General features: G+C 39.5%; 14 protein-coding genes. 9 read left to right on the top strand and 5 right to left on the bottom strand.

The window, feature by feature from the left end; all coding sequences use genetic code 11:
* Nucleotides 1-58: 58 nt before the first annotated feature.
* Both IEX65_RS00780 and dusB read right to left on the bottom strand, forming a co-directional pair.
* Nucleotides 59-955, bottom strand: coding sequence for a DMT family transporter (locus IEX65_RS00780; RefSeq protein WP_188763671.1), 897 nt, complete (start codon nt 953-955; stop codon nt 59-61).
* Between the two features lie 138 nt (nt 956-1,093).
* On the bottom strand, nt 1,094-2,122 hold the full coding sequence (gene dusB, locus IEX65_RS00775) for a tRNA dihydrouridine synthase DusB (protein WP_188763670.1): 1,029 nt from the start codon (nt 2,120-2,122) through the stop codon (nt 1,094-1,096).
* A gap of 188 nt (nt 2,123-2,310) precedes the next feature.
* Here dusB and IEX65_RS00770 point away from each other — a divergent pair, with 188 nt between their 5' ends.
* A complete protein-coding gene (locus IEX65_RS00770; RefSeq protein ID WP_188763669.1) occupies nt 2,311-3,237 on the top strand; it encodes a CPBP family intramembrane glutamic endopeptidase in 927 nt (308 codons plus the stop codon).
* Nucleotides 3,238-3,564: 327 nt separating this feature from the next.
* Here the strand turns inward: IEX65_RS00770 and ggt are convergent, their stop codons facing one another.
* Nucleotides 3,565-5,352 (bottom strand): gamma-glutamyltransferase, encoded by a 1,788-nt coding sequence (ggt, locus tag IEX65_RS00765; RefSeq protein ID WP_188763667.1) that lies wholly within the window; start codon nt 5,350-5,352, stop codon nt 3,565-3,567.
* Between the two features lie 221 nt (nt 5,353-5,573).
* Between ggt and IEX65_RS00760 the strand changes: the two genes are divergently transcribed.
* The 4 genes from IEX65_RS00760 (at nt 5,574) to IEX65_RS00745 (ending at nt 9,428) form a co-directional block, all read left to right on the top strand.
* Nucleotides 5,574-6,818 (top strand): ABC transporter permease, encoded by a 1,245-nt coding sequence (locus IEX65_RS00760; protein WP_188763665.1) that lies wholly within the window; start codon nt 5,574-5,576, stop codon nt 6,816-6,818.
* A 114-nt stretch (nt 6,819-6,932) separates the two neighbouring features.
* Nucleotides 6,933-7,664, top strand: a complete 732-nt coding sequence (tsaB, locus tag IEX65_RS00755) for a tRNA (adenosine(37)-N6)-threonylcarbamoyltransferase complex dimerization subunit type 1 TsaB (RefSeq protein WP_188763662.1) — start codon at nt 6,933-6,935, stop codon at nt 7,662-7,664.
* Nucleotides 7,665-7,792: 128 nt separating this feature from the next.
* Nucleotides 7,793-8,872 (top strand): BamA/TamA family outer membrane protein, encoded by a 1,080-nt coding sequence (locus IEX65_RS00750; protein ID WP_188763660.1) that lies wholly within the window; start codon nt 7,793-7,795, stop codon nt 8,870-8,872.
* Nucleotides 8,873-8,951: 79 nt separating this feature from the next.
* On the top strand, nt 8,952-9,428 hold the full coding sequence (locus tag IEX65_RS00745; RefSeq protein ID WP_188763658.1) for a hypothetical protein: 477 nt from the start codon (nt 8,952-8,954) through the stop codon (nt 9,426-9,428).
* Here IEX65_RS00745 and IEX65_RS00740 read toward each other — a convergent pair.
* Entirely contained in the window at nt 9,388-10,551 is a 1,164-nt protein-coding gene (locus IEX65_RS00740; protein ID WP_188763656.1) for an NRAMP family divalent metal transporter, read from the bottom strand. The two genes, IEX65_RS00745 and IEX65_RS00740, sit on opposite strands and share 41 nt — an antisense overlap.
* Nucleotides 10,552-10,669: 118 nt before the next feature.
* Here IEX65_RS00740 and IEX65_RS00735 point away from each other — a divergent pair, with 118 nt between their 5' ends.
* From IEX65_RS00735 to IEX65_RS00720, 4 genes are all read left to right on the top strand, one after another.
* Nucleotides 10,670-11,296, top strand: coding sequence for a Uma2 family endonuclease (locus IEX65_RS00735; protein WP_188763654.1), 627 nt, complete (start codon nt 10,670-10,672; stop codon nt 11,294-11,296).
* 84 nt (nt 11,297-11,380) lie between these two features.
* Nucleotides 11,381-13,837, top strand: a complete 2,457-nt coding sequence (locus IEX65_RS00730; protein ID WP_188763652.1) for a 3-coathanger stack domain-containing protein — start codon at nt 11,381-11,383, stop codon at nt 13,835-13,837.
* 149 nt (nt 13,838-13,986) lie between these two features.
* Nucleotides 13,987-14,199, top strand: a complete 213-nt coding sequence (locus IEX65_RS00725) for a hypothetical protein (protein ID WP_188763650.1) — start codon at nt 13,987-13,989, stop codon at nt 14,197-14,199.
* A complete protein-coding gene (locus tag IEX65_RS00720; RefSeq protein ID WP_188763648.1) occupies nt 14,196-14,462 on the top strand; it encodes a type II toxin-antitoxin system RelE family toxin in 267 nt (88 codons plus the stop codon). The genes IEX65_RS00725 and IEX65_RS00720 overlap by 4 nt, the downstream gene beginning before the upstream one ends.
* A 54-nt stretch (nt 14,463-14,516) precedes the next feature.
* Here IEX65_RS00720 and gcvP read toward each other — a convergent pair whose 3' ends face one another.
* Nucleotides 14,517-17,393 carry an aminomethyl-transferring glycine dehydrogenase gene (gcvP, locus tag IEX65_RS00715; RefSeq protein ID WP_188763646.1) on the bottom strand — a complete coding sequence of 959 codons (2,877 nt, stop codon included), beginning with the start codon at nt 17,391-17,393 and terminating at the stop codon, nt 14,517-14,519.
* Between the last annotated feature and the right edge of the window lie 299 nt (nt 17,394-17,692).

The following is a 17,692-nucleotide window of genomic DNA, read 5'->3' as shown; positions in this document are numbered from 1 at the left end:
TTAATTTGTTGTTCATGAACAACATTCAACCAAAACCAACAATCTGCAACTAAAATAACTATTTTTTATTTATCAAATATACACCAACCAAAATGATTGTCATACCAAAATAATGCAAAAAAGATATAGATTCGCCATCAATGAAACCCATCAAGGTAGCCACAACTGGAATAAGATACGTAACCGAAGATGCAAAAACGGGTGAAGAAATCTGCAAAACATAATTGAAAATGATAGCTGCAATGCCCGAATTGATTGCACCGAGTAGTAGCAACATCATCAATGGTTGGAGGGTATCGGTATTGATGCGAGAAACAAAGTCGGTCGAGAATAGAATGATGGCTGATACTACTGCCACACTAAAAAGTGTCCAACCGCTCAATAAAACGGCGTTGATTCCGCTCAAATGTTTACCCACAATATTTACGTTGAAACCATACATCAATGATGCCAAGATTATCAGTAAAGCGTAAGGGTTTAATTGATTGAGCGAAAGCCCATCTTTGCTTGAAGAAAGTACCAAAATGACACTTCCCGCAAAACCCAAAACTAAACCTGCTACTTGCCAACGCTTGATAATTTGCTGAAAGAAAATAGCACCTACAATCAATACAAAAAGTGGCGTTGCGGAGTTTAAAGTTCCTGATAATGAGCTATTTATCTTACTTCCGGCAAAGGCAAATAAGAATGCAGGTAGAAAATAACCTAAAAGCCCCGAAGCAATGAAGTATTTGGTTTTTTCTTTTGGAAATTGTTTGCGAGAAGAAATTATCCAAGGCAAAAATACCAATCCAGCCGCCAGGATTCTGACCGTTCCGATTTGAATTGGTGTAAAGGCATCAAGACTTTTTTTGATAATAATAAACGAAGACCCCCACATAATGGCCAGTAAACTAAGCAAAAGCCAAGAAATAAGTGTTCGGTTTTCGGGATTGGTAAAGGTATTTTTATTCATAATTAATGAGTGAATGCCTCGATGATAGAATGAGTGAATATTTGAGGGATAGAATGTTTGAATGATAGAATGAGAGGGTAGCAAACAAACAAATTTAAAATTCATTCATTCTCTCATTCAATCATTGAGGAATTGGATTTAATCCACGCCTGCGTATTCAACTTTTATTTCTTGTTTTTCGAGGACGAACCCTTCGTAAACTTTTGAAACTTCGGCAAGTATGGAAAGAATTTCTTGGAAATCCATCGAAAGTACCAAACGCATACGGTATTCTTTGAAGTTGGGTAATCCTTTGAAGTAATTACTGTAATGACGACGCATCTCTAAGATTCCTTGGCGTTCGTTTTTCCATTTCATCGAAAACTCTAAGTGCTTTCTGGCGGCATCTACTCGTTGTTCGATGCTTGGCGGAGCGAGTTTCTCACCAGTTTTAAAGTAATGTTTGATTTCGTTGAAAATCCAAGGATAGCCGATGGCCGCACGGCCAATCATGATTCCATCAACTCCAAAACGATTGCGGTAATCAAGGGCTTTTTCGGGCGAATCAATGTCTCCATTACCAAAAATCGGAATCTTGATGCGAGGGTTTTCTTTGATTTTGGCAATCAAAGTCCAATCTGCTTCGCCTTTATACATTTGGGCTCTGGTGCGTCCGTGTACGGTAAGAGCCTGAATACCAACATCTTGTAAGCGTTCGGCAACTTCTTCTATATTTTTGGTTTCTTCATTCCAGCCCAAACGAGTTTTTACTGTGACAGGTAAATGGGTATTTTTCACAACCGAAGCGGTCATTTCTGCCATTTTCGGAATATCTTGTAATAAAGCTGCTCCCGCACCTCTGCACGCAACATTCTTTACAGGACAACCATAATTTATGTCAATCAAATCGGGTTTGGCATCGGTGGCAATGCGTGAACATTCGCCCATGGTTTCAACATCGCTACCGAAAAGCTGGATTCCGATTGGGCGTTCGTACTCAAAAATATCGAGTTTTTGCACACTTTTGGCTGCATGACGAATCAATCCTTCGGACGAGATAAACTCGGTGTACATCAAATCGGCACCGTTTTCTTTACAAACCAAACGAAAAGGAGGGTCGCTCACGTCTTCCATTGGAGCGAGTAAAAGTGGAAATTCTCCTAAATCTATATTACCTATTTTTGCCATATTCTCATGTAGAACAGGTTTGTAACCTGTTTTTCTTTAAACTACGAATCGACAGGTTGGAAACCTGTCCTACAAAAACTTAACTATAAAAAAACGCTAATAATTCCTTTCGGACAGCCAAAAACGGCCTAAACATTGCTAATGCAGGAAATACTGAATATTTTTACCACAAAATTACGAAAAAACTTATGAAACTTACCGATTCTCGTGAAAACCCCGCAGCTTCGTCGCTTCTGATTATCATTGGCCTATTTTTGATAGGTTTTTTGTTTTTAGGTAGTGTGATTCAGATTTTGGTGATGATGGCCGCTGGAGCCTCGTTGACTGATTTCATGAATAGCGATGGCGACTTCTCTAAACTACCCAATGCGTGGCTCGGAATGATTCTGGGGCAGGGTTTAGGTTCGTTTATGGGTTTTGTTGGTACGGCTTGGCTATATTGGAAGAATATTGAGAAAAAATCTTGGAAAGACCTCGACTTTAATAAAGTGCCTGCCTTACCTGTTTTCGGAATGATAGTTTTAATCCAAATGGCTTTTATGGGTTTCAATGGTTGGTTGCAAGAAATCAATCAAGGTATTGCGTTTCCTGAATCAATGAAAGGCTTAGAGGCATTACTGAAAGGAATGGAAGATAAATTGGCCGAGACAACTAAATTTTTTACAGATTTCACTTCATTTTGGCAGTTTCTGTTGGCATTTTTGGTGATTGCCGTGATTGCTGGAGTAGGAGAGGAATTGATTTTTAGAGGCTTAATTATGCGAAAATTGTTGCTCGGAACGGGCAATCCACACATTGCGATTTGGGTGTCAGCTTTCATTTTTGCGGTTATTCACTTTCAATTTTATGGTATTTTACCCCGCATGATGCTGGGTGTTTTGTTTGGCTATTTTTATTTATGGACAGGAAATATTCGTGTGCCGATTTTTGCCCACATTTTTAATAATGGTTTGGCCGTAACGATTATGTATTTGCATAATATCGGAATCGTGAAAACGGATTTGGAAAGCATGGATGATGTGCCGATGCCAATTGTAGGTTTTTCGTTGATTGCAACTATTGGACTGATGTTTTTGTTGAAGAATTATATGCTTCAACAGAAGCAAGAAAACTAATTAATCAACGGTCAACTGACGATTATCCACAGTGCTATAAATGAAATTTAAGCAGAAAAAGCGGAGAGTTTAGTGGTTGAGTAAAAGAGAATTTGAATGGAAGAACAGTCGAAATTTAAGCAATGGTTTAAGCGGCTCGGGTGGGCTGGTTTTCTGTTTTTTTTGATAAAAGGCTTACTTTGGCTAATAATCCCGTATTTGATTGCGAAGGGAATTCTTAAATAGAGTTCTGAATTCTGACGGGGCCGCCCGTGCGGTTTAGAGTTCTGAGTTAAAAAATCAGATAGCAAATAACTCAGAACTCAGAATTCAAAGCTCAGCACTTTTTCAGTATCCCACGCTTGTATTATCGGCACGAGGGTCAGATGCACCTTCGAGTGTGCCATCTGGACGCAGCATGATGCAGTCCATTCTTCCGAGTGTGCCTTTTTGGGCGTCAATGATGTATCCTCTTGATTTTAAGGCATTTAATGTTTTTTCGCTAAAAGCGTTTGCTTCATAAACTGTTCGGTCGGGCAACCATTGGTGATGAAATTTAAGGGCATTTACTGCTTGCTGCATTGTCATTCCGTGTTCGATTACATTCAAAATAGTTTGGTAAACCGATGTGATGATTGTTGAGCCACCAGGCGTTCCAACGGCCATCAAAAACTTTCCGTCTTTTTCTACAATCGTTGGTGTCATTGACGAAAGCATACGTTTTTCGGGTTGAATTTCATTGGCTTTATTCCCCAATAATCCAAACATATTTGGTACTCCAGCTTTAATGCTAAAATCATCCATTTCGTTATTCATCAAAAATCCACCTCCCGAAACAACAACTTTACTACCATAGCCACCGTTAAGCGTTGTTGTTATCGAAACTGCATTGCCTTCTTTATCAACTACCGAGTAGTGCGTTGTTTCGTTTGATTCATACCCTGGAATTGTACCACCATCAATTGATTTACTATCGGTTGCTTTAGCAAAATTGAAATCAGACCAGCGTTTTTTCAGATATTCACGACTCATCAATTCTTTCATGGGTACTTTCACGAAATCCATATCGCCCATCCATTTGGCACGGTCGGCATAAACACGGCGTTCTGCCTCAATCATTACTTGTACGGTTGAGTCGGAATTAAAGCCCCACTTACGGAGCGGATATTGCTCGACACTTCTTAGTAACTGTACCAAAGCTACCCCACCACTCGAAGATGGTGGCATCGTGATGATTTTGTAGTTTTTATAATCAGCCACGATTGGTTCACGCCAAGCTGAATGATATTTTTTAAGGTCTTCGTGCGAAATAATGCCACCACCTTTTTTCATTTCATTGACCAGTAAATCGGCTACTTCGCCTTCATAAAAACCGCTACGACCTTTTTGTTGAATAATGCGAAGTGTTTTTCCTAAATCTTTTTGGATTAACACATCTCCTTTCACCCAATCACGGTTTTCTGGGTTCATAAAGTAAGGTGTGTTTTCACCATTGACTTTCTTGAAGGTTTGTTTATTATTATTTAGCCCCAATGCTTCACGGTCGGTTAGAATTACACCTTTTTCAGCTAAGTCAATGGCTGGCTGCACAACTTTTTCCCACGATAATTTTCCGAATTTTTTGTGTATTTCTACCATGCCGTCAACTGCCCCTGGTACGCCGCTTGCCAAATGTCCAAGCAAACTTAAACCTTGAATCACATCGCCTTTAGCATCGAGATACATATCTCGGTTAGCTTTGAGTGGTGCTTTTTCTCTGAAATCAAGCGTATATGCTTTGCCATTTTTATCTCTGATAACTGCAAAGCCGCCGCCGCCTAAGTTGCCTGCGAACGGAAACACAACGGCCAATGCAAAGTGCGTAGCGACAGCCGCATCAATGGCATTTCCGCCCATTTTCATGATTTCTACACCTACTTTCGAGGCTTCTGGGTGAGCAGATGCTACCATTCCGTTTTGACCGATTACACCTTTACGGTCGGAGAAAAATGCTTTTTGATTAGGGTCTTCTTCAAAAAGTACAAATAAGTCTTTTGATTTGCTCGATGTGCCATCAGTCGTTTGAACAGGCTTATTTGTACACGCAATAGCAAAAAAAACTAAAAAAAGAGTAAGAAGGGAAAGGTTTTTCTTCATGTTTATTGATGTTTTCTGTGGGGCGAACTTCCCAGTTCGCTGTTTTAAATATGTGACAACTTAACAAAGCGAATTTGGAGATTCGCCCCACATATCCTTGAAATTTGCCGTTAATTTACTAAAAACTACTGATTGACGAAATTCATTTCCGAAAGTAATTTCACAGACCTATTTTCGTAAAATTATTAATTCAAAAAAACTGTCCTGCGGGGCGAGAAAATATGAAAGTATTCCTACTAATATTCGAGAGTTTTCGTTTTGCGATGAATGCCCTACGAGAAAATCTTTTGCGTACAGTTTTGTCCCTTTTGGGCGTAACGGTCGGTATTTTCTCAATTATTGGGGTTTATACGATGGTGGATTCGCTCGAATCGAATATTAAGGGAAGTTTGAGTTCGATTGGTACGAATGTAATTTACGTACAGAAATGGCCATGGTTTTTTGGTGGAGGCGATTATCCGTGGTGGAAATATTTTCGTCGTCCCGAACCTAAATACGACGAATTCAAATATTTGAAAGATAATCTTGAAAATGCCCAAGCCGTAGCGATGATGGATTTTGCGGGTGGGGTTTCGTGCAAAAAAGGAAACAACAGTATTGAGGCTCTGTGCCAAGGAATTACTTACGATTTTACTGAAATCACCGAGGTTCCGATTGTCAATGGTCGTTATTTTGCTCCGCAAGAAGTTGAATCAGGTAGAAATGTTGGGATTCTGGGTGCAGATATTGCTGATGCTCTTTTTCCAGATTCTGACCCAATCGGGCAGACTTTTAAGATGAAAGGGCAAAATATTACAGTTATTGGCGTGCAGGAACGAAAAGGGAAGCAAATTGCCGATTTTGGTGGCGAACCTGACCAAAAAGTATTTATCCCGTTTTTGTCACACAAACGTATTTTCTCTTCTGGTGAACCATACGGAGATATTGTGCTGAAAGGTTTTGATAATGATGAAGGACTTTTTGAATTAGAAGGTGAAACAACAGGCTTGATGCGTACGAAACGAGGTTTACGCCCATCGCAAGAAGATAGTTTTGCTCTTAATCGACCTGAAGCAGCCGCAGCAGCTCTTGGCCAGTTATTTGGAACGATTCGTACGAGTGGTTTCTTTATTGGATTGTTTTCGTTGCTAATTGGTGGTTTCGGAATTGCCAACATTATGTTTGTCTCCGTAAAAGAGCGTACTAATATTATCGGTATTCAGAAATCATTGGGTGCCAAAAACTTCTTTATACTCTTTCAGTTTTTATTCGAATCGGTCTTTTTATGCCTTATCGGTGGTTTCTTCGGAATCTTGTTAGTGTACCTATTAAGTTTCTTACCACTCGGAACACTTGACATTGTACTTAGTTCGGGGAATATCGTTTTTGGAATCATCATTGCAAGTTTGATAGGGGTAATTTCTGGAATTATCCCCGCTTGGCAAGCTGCTCGCCTGGACCCCGTAATTGCGATTAGGAGTAAATAAAACCCCTAACCCCTAAAGGGGAACAAAAATATTGAGTAATTTTGGGCGATAGAATGTAGTATGAGTCTTGACATCATTCTACATTCTACATTCTACATTCTACATTTTTTGATAATGCCCATTATTCTCAGTATCGAAACTTCTACGAAGGCTTGTTCGGCTGCCATTCATCAAGATGGTAAGTTGCTTTCTGTCAGTGAACTATATAATGAAAAATCTTCTTCAGGCATGCTCACTACGCTCATAGAGCATGTAGTAAAAACCGCCAGTTTGAAACTCCAAGAGGTTGATGCCATCGCCGTTGCAAAAGGCCCAGGTTCTTACACGGGGCTACGAATTGGTGTTTCTACGGCAAAAGGGTTGTGTTTCACCCTCGAAAAACCTTTGATTGCTATCAATACGTTGGAGGCAATGGCTTTTTCGATTTTTGATTTGAAATCAGATGCTCAAAATCCAGTAACCAATCTTCAATCTTCAATCGTAAATCTCCTTTGCCCGATGCTTGATGCTCGACGGATGGAGGTTTATTGTGCTGTTTATAAGGCTGATTCACTTGAAGTTATAGAGCCAACACAAGCCAAAATCATTGACGAAACTTCGTTTGCGGATTTACTCGAAAAGCATCAAATAATCTTTTTTGGTGATGGTGCCGAAAAATGCCGAACTACTTTGGGAGCAAATCCGAACGCTGTTTTCTTGAACCACACTATTTATCCATCGGCCAAAAGTATTGGTGCATTAGCCAATGGTGCCTTTGAGCAACAACAATTTGAAAATGTTGCCGATTTTGAGCCTTTTTATTTGAAGGAGTTTGTTGGTACAACACCAAAGAAAAATTCGATATAGGTTAGAATGAAGGTAGTGCCGAAACAAATCATGCTGAAATTCGTTTTTAGTTGGAAGAAGATAAAAGTCTATATTCAACTTTTAAACGTAAATGAGTTATTGATTTATTGATAATTCGACCTCCAAACATGAAGTATTACATTTTGTTTTTTATATTATTGAGTTTTATTCATACTATTTCTGCACAAGATTCCACCCGAAAGAAACTATTAAGAAATAAAAGTATTATTGCTTTGCCAGTTGTATTTAGGCTACCCGAAACTCGTTTTGGTGGAGGAGTAGGCGGTGTAGCTACTTTTGGTTTTTCGAGAGATTCTATCGGAGCAAAGCCTTCCCAGATTTCGTTTGGGGCTACTTATACCCAGAATAAACAAATTCTGATTTTCTTCCCATTCAAAATTTTTACACGTAATAATAAATACTATTTTTCGTCAGAAAATGGCTGGTTTCGCTATAATTATATCTATTCGGGAATCGGTGAAAATCGTGTTGCCGAAGAAAAATATGATGCTGATTATGAGCGAGTAAGGCTATTGGCATCGAGGGCGATTAATGCAAATACCTATGTAGGGTTAAGGCTTAATTTTGAAAATTATAATGTCACATCAACGGTTGCAGGCGGAGAGTTGGCTTCGGGGCGAATAAACGGAAGTAAGAAATCCCGAACGTTGGGTTTGGGAATGAGTATTTTGCGAGATACCCGTGACCAAGTTTTTTATCCAAGAAAAGGTGTTTTTGGAGAAGCCTTCATTGTTCCTTCTGGTCGAGTATTTGGAGGAAACCGAAATTTTACGAAGATTTCGGCCGACATTGCTAATTACAATAGTTTGGGAAAGAAGACAGTTTTGGCCAGTAATTATGTGTTTACTGCTAACATTGGCGATGTTCCTTTCAATCAATTGGCTTATTTGGGTGGACAGTCTCGGATGCGTGGAATTTTTGAAGGATATTTTAGAGATAAAAATGCTCTGATAATTCAGCAAGAAATCAGACAAGAGATTTGGAAACGTTTGGGAGCAGTGGCTTTTGGTTCGATGGCATTTTTGGGGAGTCAAGAAGATAGTTTTTTACGATTGAATAAACCCAAGTTTACTTATGGGGCAGGGCTAAGAATCGCCACAAAAAATCACCTCAATCTTCGTCTTGATTATGCTCTTTCGCCTTATGGTAAAGGAAATTTTTATGCAACTATCGGGGAAGCATTCTGAAAAATCCTTAATACTTGACGAAAATCATAAATTGCCCCGAAAACTCGCCATAACTTGCCTAAAAAATCACATTAATCTTATGGCAAGTAATTACAAACAGTTGAATCCGCTTTCTATTTCTTCTAACATCATTTGGTGGAATCGTGTCGCTTTATTTGTAGTTTTCTTTTGGTTTGGGTTCCTAAAAATTATTCATATTTCTCCTGCCGAAGGTTTAGTCACTAATTTACACCAAGCAACTATTGCCTCCTTGATGCCTATTGAGCATTTCTTGGTCTTTTTGGGTGTCGTTGAGTGCGTAATTGGTGTTTTGTGGTTGATACCGAGCCTTACAAAAGTGGCTTTTGGAGTATTTATTTTACAGATGTTTACCACATTTTTGCCGTTACTTTTCTTACCAAAAGATACTTGGCAAAATACATTGGTGCTGACGCTTACTGGCCAATACATCATCAAAAATGTGGTATTAATAGCCAGTGCTTTAACAATTCTTAGAGCTACTTCTAAGGTAGAAACTAATGAGGTAATAGTCCGTAAATCACCATCGCTGACATAATTACCACTACCAACCAGCCAATTATCTGTAAAACTAATGAGTGTTTGTAATTACCCATCAAGCGGGATTTTCTACTGGCAATCAACATAATAGCCAATGCAATTGGTAGTACAAAACCGTTGAGCATTCCAACAAAAACGAGCGTTTTTACAGGTTTTCCGACCAAAACAAAGATAATAGTAGAAAAAACAATAAAACCGATAATGATTTGTCGATTGTATTTCTCGAAATTGGGGTGAAAAGTACGCAAGAAAGAAACCGAAGTATAAGCCGCTCCAACTACTGAAGTAATGGCCGCACACCAAATAACTACTCCAAAGATTTTATAGCCAATTTCGCCCGCCGCACTCTGAAAAACCGATGCTGGAGGGTTGTCTTTGTTCAAGGTAAAGCCCGCTACAACCACGCCCAGTGAAGCCAAGAAGAGTAAATATCTGACCACGGCTGTTACTAAAATACCAGTTGTAGCACTGCGGTTGATTTCGGGTAGATTTTCTTCTCCATTGATGCCAGCATCTATCAAGCGATGCACTCCCGAAAACGTAATATAACCACCAACTGTACCTCCCACGAGTGTAACAGTAGCCAACGCATCAAATTTTTGAGGAATAAACGTACGTTGAACTGCCTCAAAAATTGGTGGATTCGATACAAAAACTACGTAGAGAATCAATAAAATCATGACGAACCCCAAAACCTTGGTAAAACTATCCATGACTTTGCCTGCATCTTTCGAAATAAAAATACCGATAGCAATCACCGCACTAATGACCGCCCCGATTTTTACATCAATTCCAAAAAGAACCTCGAAGCCCAAGCCTGCACCTGCTACATTTCCGATATTAAACGCCAAACCACCCACAACAATCAAAATCGCTAACAAATATCCCATTCCAAAGAAAAGCTCGTTGGCTAACTCTTGGGCGGGTTTTCTACTGACCGAAACTACTCGCCAAATGTTGAGTTGTGTACCAATATCCAACAAAATTGAAAGAAAAATCACGAAGCCAAAGCTGGCGGTTAGTTGCTGAGTAAAAACCGTAGTTTGAGTCAGGAAACCTGGACCAATAGCAGAAGTGGCCATTAGAAATGCAGCTCCGATAATGGTGTTTTTGTTTTTCATAGGGATTTTGGTTAGTCAATGATTTGCAAAGAAAGTAATTCTACGAGAAGAATTTTAGGGTTTATTTGAAAAAAAGAGACTATTTGTTTTAAATTTACGAAAGCAAAAATCAAATAATATGGTAGCAGTCAGAAATTTAAATAAAAAGCTCCCAAAAATTCCAGCAAAGAAAATTCCAGCCTCGTTGATTTATGAAGTAATTGATGGAAAACCTATCTATTATAAAGGTTACAGAGAAGTATTGGGTGGAACAAAGAAAATTAGCGAAATCATGGGTGCAAGTACATTACAAAATATGATTATCCAATATATGCTTAGGATTTTGTTCAGAAATCTGGATGAGAAAAGATATCATATATTGACAAATGAGCAAGGGCTACACTTAGAGAAGAAAACCAATTTATCAGCAGATATTGCTATTTTTGAAACCTCAAAATTGCCTTTAAAAGCTGCTGATAAACATTATGCGAGTGTTCCACCAAAAATTCAGATAGAAGTAGATATTGATGCTGATATTGAAGATTTTGAATTCCCTGAGGCTTATATTAACTTAAAAACTGATAAACTTTTAGCTTTTGGTGTGGAAAAAGTGATTTGGGTTATTTCGGAAAGTAAAAAAGTAATGATTGCTACTAAAGACGAAAACTGGCAAATAGCTAACTGGCACCAAGATATTGAAGTAATTGAAGGTATCAGTTTTAATATTGGGCAATATCTACAAGAAGGAGAATCGCCATACGCTTAAAAAGATAAACTACCAGAAAATAAATAAATTTGCTCATCAGGTGAAAAGTTACGACTTTAGTATCTCACTTAATGAGCATTTTTTATGCACAAATCTTACATTATCGCTGTGGCTCTGTTCTCAGTTTTCAATGTTTGGGGGCAAGAAAAAAAGAAAGAATTTCATGAGAATCCCTACGAACGAGCAAGGTTTGAAACCGAAATCACACAAGACCCCGCCACAGGAGTAGTTCCACTTGAGCGATTGGTTTCGGCAAGAAAAAATCTACAAGAGAAAATACAGAAAGGCCGTTTATCCTCTTCAATGAATTGGTACGAAATGGGGCCATCGGATGCAGGTGGGCGTACACGAGCGTTAGCTCTCGACCCCAATGATGCCAATCATAAAAGAGTGTGGGCTGGGGGAGTAGCGGGCGGACTTTGGTATAATAATGATTTCACCGATGCTAATCAGCAATGGGTAAAAATTGATGATTTTTGGGCAAATTTGGCGGTTTCTTGCATTGCATTTGACCCAAACTCTCCACAAAAAATGTACGTAGGTACGGGAGAAGGTTGGCAAAATATTGATGCTGTTCGTGGGGCAGGCATCTGGTATTCTGCCAATAACGGTACAACTTGGCAACAATTACCTTCAACCGCTTCCAATTCCGATTTTTATTTTGTTCAAGATATAGCAGTAAACACTAATGGAAAAGTTTTTGCTGCTACACAAAACGGCGTTTATCGCTCAACTGATAATGGCACAACTTGGCAACAAGTTTTATTACCCACCATTGGCTCAACTTTTGCCGCTGATTTAGAAATTGCCTCCGACCAAACGATTTTTGCAACTTTTGGTAAAATTACCTCTTCGGGAAGTGGCATTTATAAATCAACCGACGAAGGGTCAACTTGGACAAATATCACGCCCGATAATACTGGAGCAAGAACTGAATTGGCTTTAGCTCCCTCCACTTCGGGAAGTTCGCAAGTAATTTATGCGGTTTCTACTTATGGAGATTCACCCCCAAATACTGGAAAAATCAAATGGTTTAAGAAATCGAGCGATGCTGGTAGCACTTGGACAGATATTGCAGCACCAAATTTTACATCGAATCAAGGTTGGTATAATCTGATTTTGTCGGTACATCCAACCGACCCCAACGTAGTGATTGCGGGCGGTACGAATCTCGCCAAAACGACCGATGGCGGTGCAAACTGGGTGATGCTCTATTATGGACTTCCATACCCCGACCAACATGCGATTGTTTTTAACCCTTATAACCCCGACCAAGTGCTGATTGGTAATGATGGAGGCGTTTTTGTATCAAATAATTATGGAAATGCAGCTACTACCGAGCCAACTTTTCAACGCCGAACCAAAGGCTATAATGTGGCTCAGTTTTATAGTGTGGCCGTAAAAAATATTGCAGGAAGCGGCTACGCCATTGGCGGAACGCAAGATAATGGTTCACAAAGAATCAATCCACCGATTTTTACGCAAGGAACTGGCACTGATGTAGCCATCTTTAGTGGCGATGGTTATATCTGTTTTATCGACCGAGATAACCCAAATGTGCAGATAATTTCGGGTATTAAAAATGTCTATGAACTGCATAACCAAAATGGAGATTTCACAGAATCTATCGTCATTGATGGTGATAAAGGTAAGTTTCTGAATCCTGCGGCTTATAATGATAAAATCAATGTTTTTTATTCATACTCCGATACTACTTCTACTACAACTCGCCTTTCAAGAGTGACGGATGTTGGTGGTGGGACAGTCTTGGGTAGCATGACCGTAAACGTAAAAATGGATATTACGTTTATGAAAGCTGGCAAGACCGACCATACCTTATTTATTGGCTGCAAAGGTGGTAAAATCTATAAAATTACGAACGCAGGCATTGCTGGTCAGAACTTTACGCAAATTGATAATGCTTGTTTACCTGCTGGAAACACCACTATTTCGTGTATTGATATTGGTGCAACCGATGATAATTTGTTGGTGACGTTTTCAAATTATGGTATTTCTTCGGTTTGGTTGACCAACGATGGTGGCACAACCTGGGTAAACAAAGACCAAACAGGTTCTGGCTTGGAAGATATGCCCGTGCGAGCCGCAGTTTTTTATCCGCTCGACCGCAAACAAGTATTTTTGGCTACTGAGTTGGGTGTTTGGCAGACACCAGATATTTCGTCAACTAACCCCAATTGGCAACCGACAAACACGGGCTTGGCCAATGTACGCTGCGATGGCTTGGTGTATCGTTCAACTGACCGAGTTTTGGCGGTAGGCACACACGGACGAGGCATTTACATGAGTACGCTACCACTACCACCCAACTGCAATAGCCAACTGGTGTTAGAAAAAGAAAACAGATTGCCAAACGCCACAATAGAATCGTGGGATTGGATACAAGCCAATGCCAATAATGCCATCAATGCCAACCAAAAAGTAACCTATTCAGCAGGAAAATATATTTTGCTCGAACCCAATTTTGAAGCCAAACAAGGTAGCACTTTCCAAGCACAGATTGCTGGGTGTTCGGAGAATTGAAGTGATAAATATTTGAAGAGTTATGAAAATAATGTTTAAATTTGAGAAAATAGTAGTAGCCAATGTATTGTTAAACTGTTATTAGTATAGAGGCATCTTGTTAATAAAACAAAAAACCAATAAATTTGCTCATTAATAAAGATAATACGATGGATTTAATTCTGGAAAATATACAACCCGAACAAGTACAGGTTTTTAAGAAAATGGCGAAGCTATTGAGTATTCGCACTAAAATTAAGAACCGAGTTTTGACAGAAGAACAAGAAGATAAAGCATTGTTCGTGGCAATGGAAGAGGGTTTAAAAAGCGAAACCTTGACAGAAGCAGAAAAAGATAATTTTTTAGATGCTTTAGGTAAATGAAAATTGTTATTAAGGGAAGTTTTGTACGTGATGCCAAGAAGTTGGGTAAGGAAATACAACTCGAAATTAAAGATATTTTACTCGAATTAGAACAAGTTGATAGCTTATCACAAATTAAGAACCTCAAAAAAATGACTGGCTACAAAAATGCCTATCGAATAAGATTGGGGAATTACAGAATTGGTTTCTTAATGATTGCAGATGAACTTATACTGAGCCGAGTACTTCATAGAAAAGATATTTATGATTATTTTCCTGATTAACAAAAATGCCTTGCTGATGAAATCAACAAGGCATTTTTGTTAAGTTTTATCCTATCAATTCTCAGCATAAGCCTCCACAGGTTCACAAGCACAGATAAGATTTCTGTCACCATAAGCCGAGTCGATGCGGCTAACGGTTGCCCAGAATTTATTGGCTTTTACGTAAGGTAGTGGGTACGCCGCTTTTTCTCTCGAATAAGCTTTTGTCCAATTTTCTACCAAAACTACTGCCGCTGTGTGCGGAGCGTTTTTCAATACGTTATCGGCTTTATCTACATTTCCTGCTTCAATTTCTCTGATTTCTTCACGAATACTCAAAAGTGCATCGCAGAAACGGTCGAGTTCAGCTTTCGATTCTGATTCAGTTGGCTCAATCATGATTGTACCCGCAACTGGGAACGAAAGCGTTGGAGCATGGAAATTATAATCCATCAAACGTTTTGCTACGTCTTCGGCCTCAACGCCTGCCGAAGTTTTGAACTGACGTAAATCAACAATCATTTCGTGGGCACAACGTCCGCTATCGGCGGTGTAAAGAATTTGGTATTCGCCTTCCAAACGAGATTTGATGTAATTGGCATTCAAAATCGCATTTTTAGTGGCATTTGTTAAGCCTTCACCGCCCATCATGGCAATGTAAGCGTAAGAAATAGTCAAGATACTTGCACTTCCGTAAGGAGCAGCCGAGATTCCGTGAATACCCGATTTTCCACCCATATCCACAACGGCATTGGTTGGTAAAAACTCAGCTAAGTGCTGTGCTACACCGATTGGCCCCATTCCTGGACCACCACCACCGTGAGGAATACAGAATGTTTTGTGTAGGTTGAGGTGACAAACATCTGCTCCGATAGTTGCTGGCGAAGTCAAACCAACTTGGGCATTCATATTTGCACCATCCATATAAACTTGTCCGCCGTGTTCGTGAATCAAAGCACAAATTTCTTTGATAGATTCTTCAAAAACCCCGTGTGTCGATGGGTAAGTTACCATCAAACAAGCCAAGTTTGCTGAATACTGCTCAGCCTTTGCCTTCAAATCTGCAACGTCGATGTTTCCTTTTTCATCACATTTACTCACAACTACTTGCATACCCGCCATTACGGCCGATGCTGGGTTTGTACCATGAGCCGACGATGGAATCAAGGCAATATTACGGTGCGAATCGCCACGGCTTTCGTGATAAGCACGAATCACCATCAAACCTGCGTATTCGCCTTGAGCTCCCGAATTTGGCTGTAACGACATTTGAGCGAAGCCCGTTACTTCACACAACCAATCGTTTAAGTTTTTGAATAATTCTTGATAACCTTCGGTTTGGTCTTTTGGAGCAAATGGGTGAATTTGACCGAATTCTGGCCAAGTTACAGGAATCATCTCGGCCGTAGCGTTGAGTTTCATGGTGCAACTTCCCAACGAAATCATTGAGTGAACCAACGATAAATCTTTGTTTTCTAAAGATTTTAGGTAACGCAACATTTCGTGTTCGGTGTGGTAGCTACTAAACACAGGGTGGGTCATGAAATCAGAAGTACGGTTTAGACCTACGCCAAAACCAATTTCAACTTCAGATTTTAAGTTGATGTTGGTGCTTTTTCCACCCGCTTCGGCAAAAATATTTAATAATTGCTCAACGTCTTTGATGGTTTTTCTTTCATCGAAAGAAACGCCCACATTTCCATTGGCATAATAACGAAGATTTACCTCATGTTTCTCGGCAATTGCTTTGATTTTGCTGTTGTCTTCGGTATGAATCGTTACGGTATCGAAATAGTTTTTATTTAATACTTGATAGTCGAGTCCTTCAACTGATTCAGCAAAAAGTTTGGTCAAACCATTGATTTTAGCTGCAATATTTGTCAAACCTTTTGGCCCGTGATATACACCGTAAGCCGAAGCCATCACCGATAATAAAACTTGGGCAGTACAGATATTTGAAGTTGCTTTTTCACGACGGATGTGTTGCTCACGAGTTTGTAAAGCCATACGCAAAGCACGATTACCTTGGGCATCAACCGAAACACCAATAATACGACCTGGGATTTGACGTTTGAAGCTATCTTTTGTAGCAAAAAAAGCCGCATGAGGGCCACCATAACCCATCGGCACTCCCAAACGTTGGGCTGAACCAACTACCACATCAGCACCCATTTCACCTGGAGGAGTGAGGAGCGTTAATGACAATAAATCGGCCGCTACGGCAGTAAATACATTGAGTTCGTGAGCAGCAGCAATCAAATCGGTGTAGTCATACACTTCGCCGTTTGTGGCTGGGTATTGCAATAAAATTCCGTATAAATCTTCGTTGGTTAAATCATAAGTTGCGTGATTACCAACCACAACATTAATTCCCAAAGGTTTTGCACGACCAATTACCAAATCAATTGTTTGTGGGTGACAAAGTTCTGAAACGAAGAAGGTTTGAGCGTTTTTCTTGGTAGCAGGACGCACACTGTGAAGCATCGTCATGGCTTCGGCGGCAGCAGTACCTTCATCGAGCAAAGAAGCGTTAGCAATTTCCATTCCCGTTAGCTCAATCACCATCGTTTGGAAATTCAATAGCATTTCTAAACGTCCTTGGGCGATTTCAGCCTGATAAGGCGTGTAGGCTGTGTACCACGCAGGATTTTCGAGTATATTTCTTAAAATCACATTTGGCACAACGGTATCATAATAGCCCGTACCAATAAATGATTTATAAACTTTGTTTTTTTGAGCCAATGCTTTGAAGTCAGCTAAAAAATCTACTTCCGACTTTGCTTCTGGCAAATTGAGTGGATTTTTTAAACGGATTCCAGCAGGAACAGTTTCGTTGATGAGTGTTTCGAGCGAATCGACACCAATGCTTTTAAACATGGCTTGGAGTTCTGCATCGCTTTTGCCATGATGGCGACTTTCAAAGGATTCTTGCGTAATAAGGTTTACTTTCATCGGTGAAAAACCCCCTGCCCCTGAAGGGGAGTTTATTTTTGAATTGATTCATGCTTTGGGGTATGAAACTGCATGAATGGTCTGTTTGGATGAGCATGCAAATATACTAAAATTATAAATTAATTGTTGAAACAAATTGTTAGAAAATCAGAGAAATTTTATTGAATATTTTTAGAAGGCAGTATATTTAATCTACAAGAATGATATATTTTAGAGAAAATGTCTATTAAAAAGATAAATCATAGAAAATGGTAAAACAAAAGAAATGCAATGTTATTGGGCGGTTTTGACAAATAAAT

This window comes from Emticicia aquatilis (assembly GCF_014644295.1).
GTDB lineage: Bacteria > Bacteroidota > Bacteroidia > Cytophagales > Spirosomataceae > Emticicia > Emticicia aquatilis.
Note: the sequence above shows the minus strand (reverse complement) of the source record. Positions and strands in the feature narration are given on the sequence as shown.

Bases quoted from the DNA above. Each gene is read 5' to 3' on its own strand.
- IEX65_RS00780 (WP_188763671.1), bottom strand. From the start codon at position 955: ATGAATAAAAATACCTTTACCAATCCCGAAAACCGAACACTTATTTCT.
- dusB (WP_188763670.1), bottom strand. From the start codon at position 2,122: ATGGCAAAAATAGGTAATATAGATTTAGGAGAATTTCCACTTTTACTC.
- IEX65_RS00770 (WP_188763669.1), top strand. From the start codon at position 2,311: ATGAAACTTACCGATTCTCGTGAAAACCCCGCAGCTTCGTCGCTTCTG.
- ggt (WP_188763667.1), bottom strand. From the start codon at position 5,352: ATGAAGAAAAACCTTTCCCTTCTTACTCTTTTTTTAGTTTTTTTTGCT.
- IEX65_RS00760 (WP_188763665.1), top strand. From the start codon at position 5,574: ATGAAAGTATTCCTACTAATATTCGAGAGTTTTCGTTTTGCGATGAAT.
- tsaB (WP_188763662.1), top strand. From the start codon at position 6,933: ATGCCCATTATTCTCAGTATCGAAACTTCTACGAAGGCTTGTTCGGCT.
- IEX65_RS00750 (WP_188763660.1), top strand. From the start codon at position 7,793: ATGAAGTATTACATTTTGTTTTTTATATTATTGAGTTTTATTCATACT.
- IEX65_RS00745 (WP_188763658.1), top strand. From the start codon at position 8,952: ATGGCAAGTAATTACAAACAGTTGAATCCGCTTTCTATTTCTTCTAAC.
- IEX65_RS00740 (WP_188763656.1), bottom strand. From the start codon at position 10,551: ATGAAAAACAAAAACACCATTATCGGAGCTGCATTTCTAATGGCCACT.
- IEX65_RS00735 (WP_188763654.1), top strand. From the start codon at position 10,670: ATGGTAGCAGTCAGAAATTTAAATAAAAAGCTCCCAAAAATTCCAGCA.
- IEX65_RS00730 (WP_188763652.1), top strand. From the start codon at position 11,381: ATGCACAAATCTTACATTATCGCTGTGGCTCTGTTCTCAGTTTTCAAT.
- IEX65_RS00725 (WP_188763650.1), top strand. From the start codon at position 13,987: ATGGATTTAATTCTGGAAAATATACAACCCGAACAAGTACAGGTTTTT.
- IEX65_RS00720 (WP_188763648.1), top strand. From the start codon at position 14,196: ATGAAAATTGTTATTAAGGGAAGTTTTGTACGTGATGCCAAGAAGTTG.
- gcvP (WP_188763646.1), bottom strand. From the start codon at position 17,393: ATGAAAGTAAACCTTATTACGCAAGAATCCTTTGAAAGTCGCCATCAT.